The 20,726-nt window shown below is 40.9% G+C and carries 14 protein-coding genes; 8 read left to right on the forward strand and 6 right to left on the reverse strand.

Features of this window, described 5'->3' with window-relative positions:
* Positions 1–116: 116 nt before the first annotated feature.
* Entirely contained in the window at positions 117–1,415 is a 1,299-nt protein-coding gene (locus tag M595_RS09865; RefSeq protein WP_040483885.1) for a M16 family metallopeptidase, read from the reverse strand.
* Between M595_RS09865 and M595_RS09870 the strand changes: the two genes are divergently transcribed.
* Positions 1,415–1,807, forward strand: coding sequence for a hypothetical protein (locus M595_RS09870; RefSeq protein ID WP_152983554.1), 393 nt, complete (start codon positions 1,415–1,417; stop codon positions 1,805–1,807). The two genes, M595_RS09865 and M595_RS09870, sit on opposite strands and share 1 nt — an antisense overlap.
* A 27-nt stretch (positions 1,808–1,834) precedes the next feature.
* On the opposite strand, the gene M595_RS09875 is transcribed toward M595_RS09870, so the two are convergent.
* Positions 1,835–2,560, reverse strand: coding sequence for a Uma2 family endonuclease (locus M595_RS09875; protein ID WP_023066039.1), 726 nt, complete (start codon positions 2,558–2,560; stop codon positions 1,835–1,837).
* 130 nt (positions 2,561–2,690) lie between these two features.
* Here M595_RS09875 and crtD point away from each other — a divergent pair, with 130 nt between their 5' ends.
* From crtD to M595_RS09895, 4 genes are all read left to right on the forward strand, one after another.
* Positions 2,691–4,238, forward strand: coding sequence for a C-3',4' desaturase CrtD (gene crtD, locus M595_RS09880; RefSeq protein WP_023066058.1), 1,548 nt, complete (start codon positions 2,691–2,693; stop codon positions 4,236–4,238).
* Positions 4,239–4,953: 715 nt separating this feature from the next.
* Entirely contained in the window at positions 4,954–9,267 is a 4,314-nt protein-coding gene (locus tag M595_RS09885; RefSeq protein WP_023066054.1) for a cadherin domain-containing protein, read from the forward strand.
* A 140-nt stretch (positions 9,268–9,407) separates the two neighbouring features.
* Complete coding sequence (gene dapF, locus M595_RS09890) at positions 9,408–10,262, forward strand: diaminopimelate epimerase (protein ID WP_023066047.1); 855 nt, start codon at positions 9,408–9,410, stop codon at positions 10,260–10,262.
* 117 nt (positions 10,263–10,379) lie between these two features.
* Positions 10,380–11,522 (forward strand): hypothetical protein, encoded by a 1,143-nt coding sequence (locus M595_RS09895; protein WP_023066095.1) that lies wholly within the window; start codon positions 10,380–10,382, stop codon positions 11,520–11,522.
* Positions 11,523–11,622: 100 nt separating this feature from the next.
* On the opposite strand, the gene M595_RS09900 is transcribed toward M595_RS09895, so the two are convergent.
* Positions 11,623–12,888 (reverse strand): HhoA/HhoB/HtrA family serine endopeptidase, encoded by a 1,266-nt coding sequence (locus M595_RS09900; RefSeq protein WP_023066050.1) that lies wholly within the window; start codon positions 12,886–12,888, stop codon positions 11,623–11,625.
* A 420-nt stretch (positions 12,889–13,308) separates the two neighbouring features.
* Here M595_RS09900 and M595_RS09905 point away from each other — a divergent pair, with 420 nt between their 5' ends.
* Together M595_RS09905 and M595_RS09910 are read left to right on the forward strand one after the other, a co-directional pair.
* Positions 13,309–15,699, forward strand: a complete 2,391-nt coding sequence (locus M595_RS09905) for an ATP-binding cassette domain-containing protein (protein WP_023066092.1) — start codon at positions 13,309–13,311, stop codon at positions 15,697–15,699.
* 34 nt (positions 15,700–15,733) lie between these two features.
* Positions 15,734–16,195, forward strand: coding sequence for an EVE domain-containing protein (locus tag M595_RS09910; protein WP_023066035.1), 462 nt, complete (start codon positions 15,734–15,736; stop codon positions 16,193–16,195).
* 57 nt (positions 16,196–16,252) lie between these two features.
* On the opposite strand, the gene M595_RS09915 is transcribed toward M595_RS09910, so the two are convergent.
* Complete coding sequence (locus tag M595_RS09915; RefSeq protein WP_040483886.1) at positions 16,253–16,510, reverse strand: hypothetical protein; 258 nt, start codon at positions 16,508–16,510, stop codon at positions 16,253–16,255.
* A gap of 255 nt (positions 16,511–16,765) precedes the next feature.
* Between M595_RS09915 and M595_RS09920 the strand changes: the two genes are divergently transcribed.
* Positions 16,766–19,408 (forward strand): endonuclease MutS2, encoded by a 2,643-nt coding sequence (locus M595_RS09920; RefSeq protein ID WP_023066041.1) that lies wholly within the window; start codon positions 16,766–16,768, stop codon positions 19,406–19,408.
* Between the two features lie 78 nt (positions 19,409–19,486).
* Here the strand turns inward: M595_RS09920 and M595_RS09925 are convergent, their stop codons facing one another.
* Together M595_RS09925 and M595_RS09930 are read right to left on the reverse strand one after the other, a co-directional pair.
* Complete coding sequence (locus M595_RS09925) at positions 19,487–19,828, reverse strand: hypothetical protein (protein ID WP_152983555.1); 342 nt, start codon at positions 19,826–19,828, stop codon at positions 19,487–19,489.
* 340 nt (positions 19,829–20,168) lie between these two features.
* On the reverse strand, positions 20,169–20,726 hold the full coding sequence (locus M595_RS09930; RefSeq protein ID WP_023066090.1) for a hypothetical protein: 558 nt from the start codon (positions 20,724–20,726) through the stop codon (positions 20,169–20,171).

Here is a 20,726-nt window from a genome sequence, read left to right on the forward strand (position 1 = left end):
AATTTAGGATCTGGAGAAAAACTGTTCTCCAGTTTTTACAATAACTGGGCTACGATGTCTCGATCAACTTTAATTGTCTCGACAACGGGAGTCAATTTTGACTCCAATTTCTAAAATTAGGCTGTGAGCGGTTTAAGATGGGTGACACCATAAGCTTTTGTTGATAGGTATTTTTGAGCAGCAGAGCGTAGATCTTCAGCATTGATCGCTTGAATACGAGCCGGATAGTTAAAGGCGACCGTCAAATCTCCGACTACAGATTGATAATAACCATATAATCCAGCGCGATCGCTAGGTGTCTCATTCCCAAAGATATAACGATTTGCGACTTGAGTGCGAATGCGGGCAATTTCCGCCTCTGAGATTAACTCAGTTTGTACCCGTTCCATGTGTTGAACAATAGCAGCTTCTACCTCAGCTAAATTTTCCACTGGAAGCCGAGCGGAAATATAAAAGACTCCCTGTAGGCGTTGAGTCATGTTACTGATGGAAATCGAGGAAACCAAACCTCGGTTTTCCCGCAAATCTTGAACTAAACGAGCAGTTCGTCCTTGACCTAAAATGGTGGCGAGGATATCCAGCGCATAGGTTTCATCGAGTTGATTCAATCCAGGAGTTCGCCAAATCATCACCAGCCTTGCTTGTTGTAAGCTTTCATCAACCATCTCCTGTCGGACAATGGTATCAAAACCGTCTTCTGGAGTTAAATTAGCGATCAAGGGTTCAACGGTTGTTTCCCCGGGTTGAGGATTGATGTCATTAATTGAATTTTCAACAATTTCAATCAACGTCTGGGCAGGTAAATTTCCCACAACGGCGACGGTTGTCGAACTCGGTTGGTAATGGGTGCGATGAAACTCTTGCATTTGTTGAGAAGTGACTTGTTCAATCACCTCAGATGGCCCTAATACGGGACGTCGGTAGGGAAGCCGTTCAAAAGCCATTTCCATCGAACGTCGAAAAGAACGACGACTGGGATTATCCTCAGAACGACGAATTTCTTCAAGTACGACAAACCGTTCTCGTTCAAAGGCATCATGGGGAATACTCGCATTAAATACAACATCGAGTTGTAGCGGGGCTAACTCGGCAAAGTCGTGAGGTGCGGTTGTGATGTAATAGTGAGTGTAATCTTGGCTGGTTGCTGCGTTGGTGACAGCCCCCCGTTGTTCGATCAGTCGCTCAAACTCTCCCATTTCGAGTTGGGGTGTGCCTTTAAACACCATATGTTCGAGAAAGTGAGCCATTCCGTTAATATTATCCGGTTCATTCGCCGAACCAACATTCAACCACACATTTAGGTTCACCGCCTCCACTGGTAACTGTTCTGCGACAATCGTGAGACCGTTGGGGAGCCGATGTACCGTTGGTGCATTGATCGGACGAGAAGAGGGTTTTATTAAAATTGAGGTCATTGGCTGCCATCCCACGTTGTTTTGTCACTTTCCATCTTAAGATGCTTGCCTTTAATCTTCAGCACAGTTTGAGACATTATTCAAAATTAACCGCACAATCTGATCAAATCATCTTTGTACTCTGCGATCGCGATTATCGCTTTCGACTAGATTCATTGATGCTTAGTGTAATGTTGTTGAATCCAGCGTTGTTAAATCAATTAGCTCATATATTAGTATACTTTGTGGACGGTAAGATCGATCTTAATTTAATTTTTATTAAACTTTTTGGCTCTCAAACCGGTGGGAATGTTTATTCAGGAAACAATGCTTATCAATATTTGCAGGAATTAACACCGTTTGATTTACAAAGCTGGCTTCAGGCTAGAAAAAGTCGTTTTTCCCTTGACTGAACCTGAAGTTATAGTCAAAAGGAATTACTATAGACTCTCGGGGTCGATATTTAACTCCCGCAGTTTTGCGGCTAATTTTTCATTTTTTTGTCGTTCCATTTCCAATTGTTCTCGTTCCACTTCCAATTGTTCTTGATTGGATTTGGCGGTTTCTTCGGGAGTTAAAATCAATTCCCCTTCGGGCGTAAAAAACCTTAACTGTTCCTGATAAACTCCTAAACACAATTGCAGTTGCTGACTCCAAAGCAAACCTTTTTCATTCGGTTGCAACTCTTGATATTCTCCATCAACCAAATGAAACCCTCTAAACTCCAACGTATGGGGATCAAACCAAAAATAGTCCGGTGTCCGAAAGGTATTTTGATAAATTAACTTTTTCTCCCCTCTATCTGTCTTGGCTGTTGAGTCGGAAAGTAATTCAATAATAATATTAGGATACTTCCCCTCTTCGTCCCAAACCACCCAACTTTTGCGGGGTTTACGTTCGGTTCCCAAGACTACAAAAAAATCAGGCCCTCTAAAATCTTGAGTTTTAATCTGACGGGGACTATAATAAATTGTTAGATTTCCGGCTGCAAAAAAATCATCTCTATCTCGCCAAAACCATTCCAAACCCGATAAGAGTAACAAAATTTGTTTGAGATGCAGATAACTTTCCAAGGGCGGTTCCTCACTGTACAAATCACTCGGAGGAACTTCAATTTCCTCAAAGTTTTGAGTTTGCCAAGCTTCTAAATCTTTCGCGACAGACATAAAAAATAGGGGTTATAAAAACACCGAATAACGATTAGTTTAACACCTCATGCGCCGTCGGGTGGGGATGTCTGCGCGATCGCCAAAGATGAATTATGATAAAAGACGTTAAGAAATATTAAGCTAATCCATGTCAACGCTTCACAAAAATTGCTCAAAACCGCGAGTTATCGTTGTTGGTGCGGGAATAGGGGGACTCACCGCAGGCGCGTTACTGGCCCATCGGGGGTATGATGTTCTCATCTTCGATCAGGCGATTGTCCCCGGAGGATGCGCCTCTACCTTCAAACGACGGGGGTTTACGTTTGATGTGGGGGCTACCCAGGTCGCCGGACTCGAACCTGGGGGAATTCATCATCGGATTTTTTCTGAACTTAATATTGAACTTCCTTTATCGACGCCTTGTGATCCCGCTTGTGCGGTATTTCTCCCCAATGAAACCGAACCAATTAATATTTGGCGAGATCCACAAAAATGGCAAAATGAACGTCAAAAACAGTTTCCCGGTAGCGAACCTTTTTGGTTATTAATGAATCGATTATTTCAAGCCAGTTGGCGATTTCAAGGGCGCGATCCGGTGTTACCGCCTCGAAATCTTTGGGATATTTGGCAACTGATAAAAGCGCTTCGTCCTGATACGGCGATCACTTTTCCCTTTACTTTTATGACCGTAGCAGATGCGTTGCGTTTGTTCAAGTTGGATGACCATTTACGGTTAAAAACGTTTTTAGATTTACAGCTAAAACTCTATTCACAAGTAGATACCGAAGAAACGGCGTTATTGTACGCAGCAACAGCTTTGGGGGTTTCAAACGCACCTCAAGGGTTGTATCATTTACAAGGCAGTATGCAGGTGTTGAGCGATCGCTTAGTTGCAGCTTTAGAACGAGATGGTGGTAAACTGTTTATGCGGCATACTGTCGAAGCGATAGAAACCGACAACGGAAAAGCAACCGCAGTCCGCGTAAAAAATCAAAAAACAGGCGAAGTTTGGCGAGAAACGGCTGATTTTGTCGTTGCAAATGTGACAACTCAGAATTTAGTTAAACTGACGGGAATGGGGAACAGTCAACCTCAAACGCCCTCTAGCTTTCTCCAACACGGTTATCAGCGCCGAGTCGATAAATTGCCTCCCGCTTCTGGCGCCTTCGTTGTCTATTTAGGTGTAGATCAATCTGCAATTCCGGCTGGATGTCCGCCTCATCTGCAATTTCTCTATGATTACGATCAGTTAATTGGTGAGAATAATTCTCTGTTTGTTTCGGTGAGTCATCCCGGTGATGGACGCGCCCCCGAGGGGAAAGCCACGATTACTGCTTCTAGTTTTACTGATACTCGTCAATGGTGGAATTGTCAAGACTATCCAGCCTTAAAACAACAGTATACAGAAGATGCGATCGCTCGGTTGAGTTCCTATTTTCATCTCACTCCCGAAACTCTCATTTACCAAGAAGCGGCTACACCTCGTACTTTCGCACATTTTACCGCTCGGGATCAAGGGGTAGTTGGGGGTGTGGGTCAACGAATTCCTACCTTTGGCCCGTTTGGGTTTGCGAACCGAACCCCTTTTAAACAGTTGTGGTTAGTTGGAGACTGTACCCATCCAGGTGAAGGAACTGCGGGGGTGTCTTATTCGGCGTTAACGGTAGTACGACAAGTAGAAGCGAGTCGTCGGTAGAATTTTGTAGAGATTGTCAATCAAATAATCCTGACTATTTAGCCGTCATGGTTTGTATTGGAACCGTTGACGGTATATTTTTGGGAATTTGGGGCTAAGTCTCATTGAGTTCAACTCGGATTCAACTTCTCCTTTACCTTGAACCCTCTCATCCGATCAAAAATTAAATTGATTTAAACTCATCTCTATTTGAGGGAAAAAGAACAAGTTTTCAAGATTGCCAAAATTTCAGTGTTTTTACGGATAGCATTGAGTTAAAAAAATACAGAGATACTGAAAAAAATAATCTCAAAGTTTGAGTTTAGAGACAAACCCACTGCGATAGGACTCAAAATAGATAACTTTAGCTACAACTCCTAGTTTACAAGCACTTTCAAGAAAATAAATGTACCAAGAAGTATAACATATTATATAAATTTCAATCTGTTTTTTCTTCTATCCTATCTAATATTTATCCAATCATTAAGTTTGTAAAAATTCTGTAAAGTTACCGAGAAAATACGGACATTTAGTTTTCTATAAATTACACTGGAAGTATAGCTGAAGTCCGCAAAAACACGTAGAGGTGAATAAACGAATTGAAGCATCCCTCGACAAAATTACCTTTTCTGTAAATTGTGTAGTCTTAATTTATCCCAGAAAAATCATTAATTAAACTGTTCAGATTTGTTAAAAATCTAATTAAAACCTTAGAATAAAATCGGAGTGCAAATTTATGACTATCCCTATTAAAGATCTAATTGCTGTCTACGATAATCTGACTGAAAATACTGACGATCAATATACTGTCCAAGAGGTTAACTCTCCCCACAATACATTTAAACATGACTTTCAAGTTGGGGAAAACAATAACCTCAAGATTACGGGTTTTACCAGTAACGCTAGTGAAAACTATGATTTACTGTCATTTGTTGATCGAATTAACATCAACCGCGTTGATAATGATATTGTTAAAGGTAAAAGACAAATTATTTGGTTTGAACAACAAGAGAGAACCAAAACTGATCTCTTATTAAAACCCTCTCTAGTCACCACAATGGAGGAGAGTTTACTGAGTAATGTGGTGAATAGAGGAACAGATAATATTTTTACGAATCAAGGAAATAAAGACGGAAATAATAATAATATTGAAAGAGTAGACTTGGTTTCAATTAATGGGTTGTCAAGTCCACAAGAATTTCTAGGAAAAATCGGTTTTTTAATTGTAGAAAGAAATGGGAATGATCCGTTTAAAATTTCACCCATAACAGCCATTGATGAACAGGGAAATCCGACAGAATTTGGAACCCTTAAAAGTATTGGTATAGACAGTTGGGGGAAATCATCATCTTCTATTCTCGCTGAAGTGATGCGAAAAGATGAGAATGAACAGAATTTACGTTCAACGAGAGGTTTAAGAGATTCACAGGCTGTCGCTGGTGTTTTTATTAGCTACGCCGATCTCGATATTACTGACGATCAAACTTTCTATGGTTTCTCTATTTTCCCCCCAGATATTGATGAAAACAATGATTTAGTGGGTTTAAGTGATTTTCCAAAAAACACTCCAGAGAATGATTCAAAAGGAAAATCTTTCGGAAGTTTAGACTTGATTTCTGTGGGTCGGATTTTTGTTAAACAAGATATAAAAATCCCTCCTAAAATTACTAGCGATGGAGAGGGTAAGGAAGCGGATATTTCAATCGCTGAAAACACAATATTAGTCACCGACGTTAACGCAACCGATGAAAAAAATAGCGAAGGAAATGGTTTAACCTATAGTATTAGTGGGGGAGACGATCAGGATTTATTGACAATTGATCAGACAACTGGAGAAGTGAGTTTTAAAGCATCTCCCGACTTTGAAAATCCCACAGATCTTGATGGAGATAATATCTATCAAGTGGAAGTGACTGTGACTGACTCGGAAGGGTTAACCGATGTTAAAGTTATTAATATTACCGTTAGTGACGAAGACGAAAATACCAAACCTCAACTGTCAAGTAACCCAGAAGTTGACTCTCCTGAAATCATCATTCCTGAAAACACAACATTAGTCACCGATATTAATACAACAGATGACAACGATAGTGAAGGAAATGGTTTAACCTATAGTATTAGTGGGGGAGACGATCAGGATTTATTGACAATTGATCAGACAACTGGAGAAGTGATTTTTAAAGCATCTCCCGACTTTGAAAATCCCACAGATCTTGATGGAGATAATATCTATCAAGTGGAAGTGACTGTGACTGACTCGGAAGGGTTAACCGATGTTAAAGTTATTAATATTACCGTTAGTGACGAAGACGAAAATACGAATCCTATTGATAATGGAAATAACGAAGAAACTGAAACTCCTATAGATAACGGAGAAACTGAAACTCCCGTTGAGAATGGAAATAATGGAGAAACTGAAACTCCCGTTGAGAATGGAAATAATGGAGGAAATGAAACTCCTGTTGATAACGGAAACAACGAAGAAACTGAAACTCCTGTAAATAACGGAGGAAATGAAACTCCTGTTGATAATGGAAACAACGGAGGAAATGAAACTCCCGTTGAGAATGGAAATAATGGAGGAAATGAAACTCCTGTAAATAACGGAGGAAATGAAACTCCTGTTGATAACGGAAACAACGAAGAAACTGAAACTCCCGTTAATAACGAAGAAACTGAAACTCCCGTTGATAACGGAGAAACTGAAACTCCCATTGATAATGGAAATAATGGAGAAACTGAAACTCCCGTTGATAATGGAGGAAATGAAACTCCTGTTGATAACGGAAATAACGAAGAAACTGAAACTCCTATAGATAATGGAAATAATGGAGAAACTGAAACTCCTGTTGATAACGGTGGAAACAACGAAGAAACTGAAACTCCCGTTAATAACGAAGAAACTGAAACTCCCGTTGATAACGGAGAAACTGAAACTCCCATTGATAATGGAAATAATGGAGAAACTGAAACTCCTGTAAATAATGGAGGAAATGAAACTCCTGTTGATAACGGAAACAACGAAGAAACTGAAACTCCCATTGATAATGGAAATAATGGAGAAACTGAAACTCCTGTTGATAACGGTGGAAACAACGAAGAAACTGAAACTCCCGTTAATAACGAAGAAACTGAAACTCCTATAGATAATGGAAATAATGGAGAAACTGAAACTCCTGTAAATAATGGAGGAAATGAAACTCCTGTTGATAACGGAAATAACGAAGAAACTGAAACTCCCATTGATAATGGAAATAATGGAGAAACTGAAACTCCTGTAAATAATGGAGGAAATGAAACTCCTGTTGATAACGGAAACAACGAAGAAACTGAAACTCCCATTGATAATGGAAATAATGGAGAAACTGAAACTCCTGTAAATAATGGAGGAAATGAAACTCCTGTTGATAATGGAAACAACGGAGGAAATGAAACTCCCGTTGAGAATGGAAATAATGGAGAAAATGAAACTCCTGTTGATAATGGAAATAACGGAGGAAATGAAACACCTAACTCACCTTCTATTCCTCCAAGCGAAGACACAGATGATACAAGTATTCCACGAAGCGATGATGGAGGAAACGAAGAAAACTCACCGATACCTATTCCAGCAGGAAATAACTCGAATTGTGGATGTTCAATAATTCCTGAAATAGAAGCAGTTTCTTTCCCCAATCGTCCAACTTTAAATGCTAATATTATCACAGCATTGGAAACATCCATGAGTGGAAGCGAGGCGGATGATAATGTCAGCGGAACCTCAAATAATGAAGCAGTTTTCAGCTTTGGGGGAAATGATATTCTCAACGGAGTTGAAGGTCAAGACTGGCTTGAAGGGGGTAAAGGTGACGATCATATTCGCGGCGATGTTGGTCACGATAGCGTTATTGGAGACAGTGGAAATGACACTCTTTTAGGAGGTCGAGATGATGAATTTTCTTCAACTCGCGATACCAACGGAAACGACTGGATGAGTGGCGGTTTTGGAAATGATTTCATCTCCGGAAATGAGAGTGAAGATATGCTAATGGGAGATGAAGGCGATGATTTTGCTTACGGAGGTCAAGGTCACGATCAACTATTCGGTGATCAGGGAAATGATACCCTCTGTGGCGATCGCGGAAATGATACAATTGTGGGTTCAAATGGGAGTGAAAAAGCGGTTGGTAACACCGAAGAAAAAGACGTCTTATTTGGTTATCAAGACAATGATTTAATGCAAGGCGGTCAAGGAGAAGATATTATCTATGCGGGTAAGGGAAATGATATTTCATTCGCCGGAAAAGACAATGATTTAGTGTGGGGAGATGAGGGAGATGATACCCTCTCAGGTGATGATGGTGATGACACCTTATTCGGTGATACAAATGACCCCAACACAACTGAAATCCAGGGAAAAGATATGGCTACTGGAGGTTATGGAAATGATTTTATCGGCGGAAATCGTAATAATGATACCCTGATGGGAGGTGAAGGCGAGGACACAATTCGCGGAGGAAAAGAAGACGATTTTCTATATGGTGAAACTGGAGATGATCTCCTCTTTGGTGATTTAGGAAATGACAAACTCTGCGGAAATGATGGCAATGATGTTCTGTTTGGAGATACAGAAAATGAACTGGCTGCTGGCGGAAATGATACTTTAATTGGGGGAAATGGAGATGATTTTCTCTGTGGAAACCAAGCCGCAGATATTCTATGTGGTGGTGAAGGTCAAGACAGTCTTCACGGTGGAAAAGATAACGATATCTTGAAAGGAAAAGCAGGAATTGATTGGCTATGTGGTGATGAAGGAAACGATACCTTAACGGGTGGAGAAGATCGGGATTATTTCGTTTTCTCTAGCAATAGTGGAACAGATATCGTGGAAGATTTTCAAGTCGGTGAAGATTTAATTGTTCTCGATAACGAGATTACCTTTGCTGACTTAGCGATTTTTCAACGGGATACTTCCACCGTTATTGGTCTATTGGAACTCAATCAACCCATCGCTATTTTAAACAATGTGACTGCATTTTCCATCACTGAAGATAGTTTTGTGAATGTTTAACGCTTAGAATAACAGAGAACCCCAGAAAATCATCTATCTTTAGATAGAGTTTTCAAGACCCATTGATAATTTTCGCCTCTAAAGCGGTAAAGCCCTCTACCCTCTGCTAGACTTATTTTTGTGAGCCGTAGAGAGATGCAATGGTAATTGAGTTTACAAAATACCAGGGTTTGGGTAATGACTTTATCTTGATTGACAATCGTCATCAGTCAGAACCCCTCATTACTCCAGAACAAGCGATGCAGATGTGCGATCGCAATTTTGGCATCGGTGCTGACGGGGTAATTTTTGCCTTGCCCGACACCTCCAACACTGACTATACCATGCGGATTTTTAACTCTGATAGTTCAGAACCGCAAATGTGTGGGAATGGGATTCGCTGTCTAGCCAAATTTATCGCCGATTTAGAACACCGTGACGGTAAAATCAAAGAGATTCCGTCTTCTGTTCGCTACAAAATTGACACATTGGCAGGGGTGATTACTCCCGAGATTTTAGCAGACGGACTGGTAAAAGTTGATATGGGTCAACCTCGACTGCTGGCTAAAGAAATTCCGACAACTCTCGCCAAAGCCGATGAAAAAGTCGTCAATGTTCCTCTATCTGTCGCGGAACAGTCCTGGCTAGTCACTTGTGTCAGCATGGGCAATCCTCACTGTATCACCTTTGTTGAAGATGTGGCGGCGATTCCCCTGGCTGAAATTGGCCCCCAATTTGAACATCATCCGGCGTTTCCCGAACGCACCAATACCGAATTTATCCAAGTAATCAAACCGGATTATCTCAAAATGCGGGTTTGGGAACGAGGTGCAGGTGCTACACTAGCTTGTGGAACTGGAGCTTGTGCAGTGGTGGTGGCAGGTGTATTAACCGGAAACTGCGATCGCTCGGTTACGATAGAATTACCCGGAGGAAATCTGATGATTGAATGGTCAGCCTCGGAACGGCTTTATATGAGTGGGCCTGCTGAACGTGTATTTACAGGTCAGTGGTAATTTGATCATTGAGAATTGATCAATCAGTCTTCAAAATTATTGATAGGTTGGTGGGATGAATCTCAACTCTAGAATTTCTACTACAATTTTAAACTTACAAAAATTGGCATAATAGCTATGGGTGGAGGTATATATCTGATCCAAGATGACGATCAGCTTGTGGAAATGATGGAACAAGCTTATGACTCAGAAGATCAGCTTCAGGAATTGTTAGAAACTTATCCAAATTTATTAGCTGGAGATGAAATTGATCGGGCGACACCGAGACGATGGTTAGTCATTTCTCGGGAAGTGATGATTCCGGCTGAAGAAGAAGCAAGCGGACGTTGGTCACTGGATCATTTATTTCTTGATCAAGATGCGATTCCCACTTTGGTGGAAATTAAACGCTCTCACAATGCCGAGACTCGCCAAAAAATGCTCGGTCAAATGCTTGACTATGTAGCAAATGTAGGAATTTATTGGCCAGTCGAATCAACCATTGCTCAATTTGAATCCAACTGTCGCGATCAAGGTCGTGATCCGGAACAAGTTTTTGAGGAATTTTTAGGTTCAGAATCCGATGAAGAACGGTTTTGGCAAAAGGTAAAAACAAACATTCAAGCCGGAAAGATTCGTCTGATTTTTGTTGCTGATGAAATTCCCGCCCCCTTACGACGTATCGTTGAATTTCTCAATGAACAAACTGATCCGGTTGAAGTTTGGGCTTTAGAAATCAAGCAATATGTTTCTCAAGATGGCTTAAAAACATTGGTTCCGCGTGTGATTGGTCAAACCGCAGAAGCGCAGCAGAAAAAATCCAGTGCAACCGGGGAAAGACGACGCTGGGATGAGAATTCTTTCTTTGAAGAACTGAAGATTAGACGCGGAATTGATGAAGCGGAAATGGCACAAAAAATTCACGCTTGGACGCGGAAACAAGCCGAAACAGATGTGCAATGGGGAACCGGAGATATTTATGGAGGTTTTGCCGCAATTTTGCATCAAAAAGGTAGAAAACCTCATAAGTTATTTAGTGTTGATATTTCCGGTCGCTTAGAAATTTCTTCGATTAAATATGGTTCTCAACCGCCTTTTGATCGCGAAGAAAAATGGGTGGAACTCCGAAGCAGATTTAGTTCAATTGGGGTATCGCTTCCTGTTGATAAAACAGAGTTTAGATCACCTGCTATTCGTTTATCTACCGTTCCAGATGAAGCCGAACTCACAAAAATTTTGGAAACATTTGATTGGGTAGTAACGGAGATCAAAAACTCATAATTCCTTAACTCATAATTCTTTGCTCAAAAAAACCCTCCCGTTTTTGAATTCAGGAGGATAAGGGTGATCATAAACAGTACAATTTTTAGATTAAAAGGGGTTAAGATTGGGCTTGAGGAAATGCTCCCGCTCGGACATTAAGATCAAGAAATTGATCGTCACGAAGTAACCCTATTTTTAACTGATTACCAACCTTTTCTTGGTTAACGGCTTGTTGCACTTGATCAGCATCTTTAACCATTTCATTGTTGATTTTTTCAATCACATCTCCCGCCCGTAAACCTGCACGATCAGCCGGAGAATCGGGAACAACACGAACAATTAAAACGCCTTGATCTTGGTTGACAATAATTCCACTATTGGGATCGCTATTTAATTTTTTCTGTAATTCTGGCGTTAATGTTAACATTTGAATCCCTAAAAATGGATGTTCAACTTTTCCATTTGCCACTAATTCATCGGCAATTTCTTGTACAGTATTAATCGGAATAGCAAACCCTAATCCTTGAGCGCCTTGTAAAATCGCAGTATTCACCCCAATCACTTCACCGTTTTGATTGAGCAGTGGGCCGCCTGAATTTCCGGGATTAATCGCCGCATCAGTTTGAATAAATTCAACTCGTTTATCAGGAACCCCAACTTGAGCGCTAGACCGTCCAATTGCACTAACAATTCCCGTGGTAACAGTATTATCTAATCCTAACGGATTTCCAATCGCGATCGCCCAATCTCCGGGTTGCAATTGTTCAGAATTTCCGAGTTTAATCGTTGGTAAATTATCCGCTTCAATATGAATCACTGCAACATCTGTTACCGGATCGGTTCCAACCACTTTCCCTTCAAATTCACGACCATCTTTGAGGGTAACAGTAACTTTACTCGCTCCATCGACAACATGAGCATTGGTGATCATCTCACCTTTAGAATCAATAATAAAGCCCGAACCTGTACCAGATTGTATTTGTTTTTCGGGAATATTGGGGATTTGATCGCCGAAGAAACGACGGAAAAAAGGATCGTTAAAAGCTTCAGGAACTTGATTTTTAACTGTGCGTTGAGCATCAATTCTCACCACTGCTGATCCGACTTCTTGAACAACAGCCGCGACAAAATTAGAGGGCATTTGAATCGCATTATTCGGCTCTGGAATCGTCTCAGTAGCGGGAATAATAGAAGATTTTAAGAGCGTCTCAGCCCCCGATTGAGCATTAATTAAATTGGTTCCGCCAATCGCTAATCCGGCTCCTAATGCGATGAATGCCGTTGAACTGATGAATTTCTGCACGATTGAATTCGATGATTTACGAGTGTGAGATTGACTGTTAAAATCTGACGAAAGCTCAAAGTCTTTGATGTCTGTGGTCATGGTTACTTACTTTATATAATGGGATTCTTTGCTTTAATAAAAGTTTGAGGAAAAGTCAGCCCGGGGGTGAGGAGCTTGTCGAGGAACGTTCTGTGTTTTGGGCTGACAATTCTTAAGATAGAGGAGTGATGTGACAGGGGTATGACAGCGAGTTAACAATGTTGTGACATCTGGCTTTCTACTCATCTAAGCCTTGTAGAATCGGCTTTTGCGGTAGGCAGATGGATCAAATCGTGTCTATTGTTTCTCAGTTTAACGAAATCGAGCGTTTGACGCACTTGAAATGACAAAGGGATAGTCAGTCTCGCCCCGATATTGGGATCAAATGGATCTTAAAATCAAAAACTTTATAACAATTCTCCCGAAAGCGGTTGGTCAGTCTGCTATGCTAAACCATTAGCTCAACGTGAAAATACAGCAATGACGATCGCGCCTGGGAAGCAGATTACCTTCAAAACCTCCCCCTATTTAGAGTTAAATAATCAAGGGGAAATCATCCATTTTGAACTGACTCAAGATCGCCATTTCCTCGGACGCGATACTCGATTGGTTGATCTGGTTGTTCCTCCCCAATGGCAAGTGATTTCAAGTTGTCACGCAGTTTTTCGCAGGGTGGGAGAGTCTTACTGGATCTATGACGGAGACGGGCAGGAACCCAGTACCAATGGATTATTTATTAATCATACTCGTATTACTCCGTTTGAGGGCTATTTGCTGAATAATGGCATTGAAATTAAAATCGGTCAAAATCCTCAAAATTTAATTCGACTGCGTTATTTCAATCCAAATACTTTAGCTTCTCTGACTCAATTTAGCAGTGAATATATTGCTTTAGAAAATCGCTCTGTTTTATTGGGTCGAGATCCGGCTGCTACTCTGCATTTAGATTCGCCTGTTGTCTCTCGTCGTCATGCTATTCTTGAACCCGATGGTCGCGGAGATTATTTACTACGAGACTATAGCAAACAAGGGGTATTTGTCAATGGTAAACGGGTTAAACAATCGATCAAAATCAGTGATCGCGATACCATTCGGATCGGGCCGTTTACACTGATTCGACAGGGAGATACTCTCGAATTATGCGATACAGGAACTCAAATTCGTTTAGATGCACAGCGCCTTTTACGTCTCGTTAAAGACCGTTCTAATAACGCGAGAGTGTTGCTCAATGACCTTTCTTTTGCCATTGAACCGGGTCAATTTGTGGCTTTAGTGGGCGGAAGTGGGGCCGGAAAATCAACTCTAATGCGAACCCTTTTAGGCATTAGTCCGACAACAAAAGGAAAAGTTTATATTAATGGAGAAAGTTTACGCAAAAATTTCTCGCTGTATCGCACTCAAATTGGTTATGTTCCTCAAGATGATATTATTCATCAAAATCTCACCGTTAAAGAAGTCTTAGAATACGCCGCAAAATTACGACTTCCCCCGGATACTGAGGTGAATGAAATTGTCCAGAAAACTCTCTATGAAATTGAAATGTTGGATCGGGGTCAGGTGTTAGTTAGTCAACTGAGTGGCGGTCAACGGAAACGGGGTAGTATTGGGGTTGAACTGTTAACAAATCCTGTACTTTTCTTTTTAGATGAACCGACATCAGGACTTGATCCGGGTTTAGATAAAAAGATGATGTTATTGTTGCGAAAGCTGGCAAGTCAAGGACGAACGATTATTTTAGTGACTCACGCTACTGCTAATATTAAACTTTGCGATCGCATTATCTTTTTAGGACGAGGCGGACGTTTATGTTATTTCGGCCCACCTCAACAAGCCTTTGAGTTTTTCCAAGTTGAAAGTGATGATTTTGCAGATATTTATAATTTACTCGAAGAAGAAAATAATGCTCATGCTTGGGCGGCTCAATTTCAGCGTTCCAATGATTATAAACAATATGTTGCGAATCATTTGAGTATTGGAGAACCGCAACCGACAACCATTGCTCCTCCGCCTCCAAAACAGGCTTCAATCCCAGAACAATTATCTATTTTAACTCAACGCTATTTTCAACTGATCAAACGCGATCCGGTTAATTTATTGCTGAACTTATTAACGGCTCCTGTGGGGATTATTTTAATCCGATTAGCCATCCGAGATCAAGATCCGTTTGTGAGCGAACCGAGTCTGAAAATTGCCTCTTTAGCCCGACAAGTTTTGTTTGTTTTTACCTCAGCAGCGCTGTGGGTTGGGTTATCGAGTTCTCTACAAGAAGTGGTGAAAGAAACTGCAATTTATTTGCGGGAAAGGCTCGTTAATTTGGGTTTAGTTTCTTATCTGGGTTCTAAGTTTATTGTGCTGTCGGGTTTGGCAATATTACAAACAATTTTAATGAGTATCGTGATTTTAGTTTGCTTCCAACATCCCGCTTATGAGTTGATCTCATGGCCAATTGGCGTTAGTATCACCAGTTTTTTAACCCTAATTAGCTGTATGAGTTTGGGATTAATGGTATCAGCAATTGTCAAAAATAGTTCCCAGGCAAATAGTGCTTTACCGTTAATCTTACTCCCCCAAATTATTTTTTCTGGCGTTTTATTTAAAATGGAAGGGTTAGGGCGGGTTGTTTCTTGGTTGATGTTAAGTCGTTGGTCTATTGGGGCTTATGGTTCTTTAGTAAATGTGAATGCGTTCATTCCTGAACCCGTACAGTTACCGGATGGAACGACGGTATCTCAACCCATTGAAGCTTCTTCTGTTTATGACCCCACTTGGCAAAATTTGGGCTTAAACTGGGGAATATTAATTTTACATCTTGTGATTTATTTAGGTTTAACTTGGTTTGTACAAAAGCGGAAAGATATTTTACCGTCTTAAAATTATCTTCTGTTCTCAAAATATCCAAATTATTATGAATTATTGGTTAATTAAGTCTGAACCCAGTGTTTACAGTATTGAAAAGATGCAGCAGGAAAAAAGCTGTATTTGGGATGGTGTTCGCAACTACCAAGCTCGAAATTTTTTGCGGCACATGGTTCGGGGAGATTTAGTTTTTTTCTATCATTCTAACACTAAACACCCAGGAATTATCGGATTAGTACAGGTGATTGAAACGGAGATTATTGATCCCACTCAGTTTGATACGAACAGTCAATATTATGATCCAAAATCAACTTCTGAAAACCCCCGTTGGCAAACTGTGCGAGTCGAGTTTGTTGAACAGTTTCCGAGTGTGATTACTTTGGCTCAACTCAAACAAGAATTTACACCGGATGATTTATTGTTAGTGAGGCGAGGAAATCGTTTGTCGGTGATGCCTGTCGCCCAGGACATTGCTGAGAAAATTCTGGGCATGAAAATCCCTAAAGATTAACGGTTGGTTTCCGTTGTTAAGATCTCAATTCAATAATTATTTCGTGTAAATAGTAACTTATATTCCACAGACTACAAGTCTATTTATTAGAGAAAACATACCCCTCTCACCCCAGATATTACTAACTTTATATGGGAGATGTCCCTTCCATCGAGCTGAGAGATCAAACACCATTTCTCGTTTAATACGTTGTTTTAATTCAAATCTTATTGGCTCACTCGCAGAAATAATCAATTCTTTTTGAAATGAACCCAACTTTTCATAGAGAATATCTAAATTATCTTTTAAATCAGCTAACCGTTGGCGATCGCTCATTATTGCTTCCTAACTACTTTTTGATCTCAAGCTAAAATCTCTATTCGGCGTTGAAGCTTCTAGAGTCTGTTTTAAGTTTAGCAAGCTCTTACAACTCTTGTAATTTACTCTGACATCTCTCGGGAGAAAGAAATCTGATGGATTTTGCGATCGCTTTGTTGAACTTGGGTAAAAATCCGTACCCCGATAGACGAAAGAATCGGTAAAAATCTATTAGAATGTAGTACAGGCATTACACAGGGACTTAAAGCGGCGTTGATTCAAGCAGAAACCTTAGAACTATTAGAATGGCAGCGTTTATGTCATCATCTCGCCACCTTTGCGACAACCAAGCTAGGGGCAGTTGTGACACGTAATTTGCCAATTCCCCAAACTCCCTCGGAAACATTGGAGTTGTTGGCGCAAACCAAAGAAGCCTATCAACTCGAATTGCAGTTAAGCAGTGGACTCTCACTTCAGGGTATTCAAGATATTGGTGACGCCCTCGAACGTGTTGAACGTCATGGAATACTCTCAGGAGAGGAACTTCTTAATATTGCCACAACTCTCGCAGGTGCGCGACAGCTTCGACGCCAAGTAGACGCCCACGAAGAAGACGTTCCGGTGTTGGCGGAGTTGGTGTCTGAGTTGCGAACTTACCCCGAATTAGAACAAGAAATTCACCGATGTATTGACGATCGTGGGGATGTTACTGATCGGGCTAATCCAAAATTAACAGATATTCGGATTAAACTCAAAAGTACACGCGATCGCATTTATCAGATTCTACAAAGCATTTTACAACGTAAAGCCGGAGCCATTCAAGAACAGCTAATTACCCAAAGAGGCGATCGCTTTGTGATTCCAGTCAAAGCCCCCCAAAAAGATCAAGTTCAGGGTATTGTTCACGATACTTCAGCCAAAGGTGGAACCCTTTATATTGAACCCAAATCAACGATAGAACTCAATAATCAACTTCGACAATTACAACGACGAGAACAGATCGAAGAAGAAGCCGTTCGCCAGGTTTTAAGTGAACAAATAGCAGAAGTTCAGCCCGACTTAGAACGATTGTTAGTGATTGTCACCACGATTGATTTAGCCGTATCTAGAGCGCGTTATGGTTTATGGCTAGAAGCCAATCCACCCACATTTACAAACCTCAAAATTCAAGACGAAACGGTTGAATGTGTTCTTCCTTCCGATACCGATAAAACCCGATTTCAAAACCCAGTCACATTACGACAACTTCGCCATCCGTTGTTAGTTTGGCAACAGCAAAATGAACAAGGTACGCCTGTTGTTCCCATTGATGTGACGATTAAACCTTCTATTCGGGTTGTCGCGATTACCGGGCCGAATACGGGCGGAAAAACGGTAACGTTGAAAACGATTGGTATGGCTGCACTCATGGCGAAAGTGGGGCTATTTATTCCGGCCAGAGAACCTGTAGAATTGCCCTGGTTTGATTTGGTTTTAGCTGATATTGGAGATGAACAATCTATCGAACAAAGTTTATCGACTTTCTCGGGTCATATTCGTCGAATTAGTCGGATTTTAAACGCCATTTCTGCTGTTAATGTAGAAACGATTAATCAATCATCCATACCCGTTACCCATCAGCAGTTAGGTACAGACGATAGTGAGGTTGAACCTGTTCAAAACCAACAAGAAGAAGTAGAAATAATTGAGGAAGTTGATTCTCTAGAAACCTTAAAAGCAAAGATCAAAGATCCCGAATATCAGGTATCAAATACTCTGATTTTACTCGATGAAATTGGGGCGGGAACTGACCCCACAGAAGGGAGTGCTTTAGCAACAGCTTTGTTACAGTCTCTGGCTGATTCTGCTTTATTAACAATAGCAACGACTCACTTTGGTGAATTAAAAGCGTTAAAATATCAAGATGAACGATTTGAAAATTCTAGCGTAGAATTTGATGAAAAAACCCTACAACCCACCTATCGTTTATTGTGGGGAATTCCCGGACGTTCTAATGCGTTAAAAATTGCCCAACGGTTGGGTTTGAAGTCGGAAATTCTGGAAACTGCGGCTTCTTATTTGGGGGGAAGTTCCCAGGATGTTAATGATGTGATTGCCGGGTTAGAAGCCCAACGGAAACAACAGGAAACTAAAGCCGAAGAAGCGAGTAAGTTGCTGAAAGAAACAGAACGCTTGCATCAAGAACTGATCCGAAAAACAGCCCTTTTGAAAGAACGAGAACAGGCACTTAAACGGGAGCAAGAACAAGCGATTCAAGAAACATTAATTCAGGCTAAAGGGGAAATCGCTCAAGTGATTCGCCGTTTACAACAAGGTCAACCCAAAGCCCAAGACGCCCAAAAAGCAACAGAAACTTTAGATAAAATTGCAGAGCAACGTCTTCCTTCTCGTAAACAAAAACCTCCTGAAAAACCTAAATTTAAGCCGAAAGTTGGCGATCGCATTCGGATTCCGAGTATTGGTCAAACCGCAGAAGTGATGAACGAACCCGATGAAAATGGTCAACTTATGGTTCGTTTTGGTATAATGAAAATGAACGTTGGGTTAGCTGAAATCGAGTCTCTCGATGGTCAAAAAGCCGAGATTTCAACAAAAAGTAAAAGTTCAGACAAAGCCAAAAGTTCAAAATCAGAAGCCACTGTTTCTGAACCTGAGAAAAAAGCAACCGTTCGGACTTCTAAAAATACAATTGACTTACGGGGAAAACGAATCTCAGAAGCTGAAATTGAGATTGATCGAATGTTAGGTCAAATGGTTGATTTTGCAGCGATCTGGATTATTCATGGAAAAGGCACAGGACAACTCAGACGAGGAGTTCAAGAATTTCTCAAAAATAATCCTTTAGTTGATCGCTTTGAGTTAGCCACTCAAGCAGAAGGGGGGGCTGGCGTAACGATAGCTTATCTCAAAGAGTGATGACGACGAAGTTTAGGCTAAACTTTCTCTGCCTTTTCTGCTTGTTTATTGCTAATAATAACCTCAAGACAACAGGGCTTAGAGAATAAATAGGGCGACTACAGCCATAAAGATGAGAAAGCCGACAATACCTCCTCCAGAGTCCTCTTTTCTAGACTCGGCTTTGCTGTACCCGCCTCCATAGCTGTTGTAGCTGCTGCTGCTCTCGGTACGATATCCTCCGCTACTACCGGATTTTTGGCTGCTAGAGGAGCCTTTACTCTTGTCTCTAGACTGAGATCGAGAGAAGTCTCGCTGAAAGTCGCAGTTAAGACACTGAAAAACGTCGGGATGACGCTGAACAATGGTTCGTTTACCGCATCTTGGACATTCTACTCCATCTTGCATGAGTGAGTTCTCCTGATAGTATTGTTTGTTCACATCGAGTGAGGGGTTTGACCCCTACTTGGTTTTAACCCACACTAATTTATTCCGGCAACCTATCCTGCGAAGGATAAACAGTTTTCCACTGGCTGATATCCTGCTTTTCTGGCTTGCTGTGCGGCTTTTCGGCTCGGATAAAAAAAATTTATACTTCTTGGGTTCCGTGAACCAAAACCCTCTCAAGTCCCACTCAATCTCCTTTTTTGCCAAGACTGAGGGCTTGACGGCTGAATCTACTGTATTAAAAGATACTATTTTCAGCGTTTGACAGGAGTAACTTAACTGTAGCGATATTAAGCCTACCCTGTCGTCTGACTAAAGGAAGAAGAAGTATAGATTATCTTCGGGATTTGAAACCTTGAACAAAATTAATCCATTGCGATACTTTTGAACCCGTAATATCTAAAATCGGAATCGAACGAGTTTCGGTATACACTCCGGTATGTTCAACAAAATTTTTAACAACTGTTGGTTCGCTTTGACCTAAACCATAGGTATCAACAATCTGATTTGCTAAATTACAACTAATATAAAATTCTCCCATCTCTATACTGCCATTTCCGGCTTGATAAAACCAATTTCTACCCCCCGCATCTTGACCATACTGACGTTGCATCTGTTGGCATTCATCATAGGTCATCTCAAACATTTTAGCGATATGAACATCATACAGACGCAATTGACCCCCATAAGCCGATTGAGTTGTATCTTGATTGGGAACAATCATGGTATACATTCCTTCTCCATATTCTAGCGTCATTGGAACTTCTGTTGACTGAGCTATTGTTTGTGAAGTATTTCCGACAGATAGCGTAATTCCAGATAAATTGATTAATCCAAGTATGGGAACGGTGAAAAGCGATCGCGCCAAAATGTTATACTGTTTTTTCGTCAT

The organism is Lyngbya aestuarii BL J (assembly GCF_000478195.2).
GTDB lineage: Bacteria > Cyanobacteriota > Cyanobacteriia > Cyanobacteriales > Microcoleaceae > Capilliphycus > Capilliphycus aestuarii.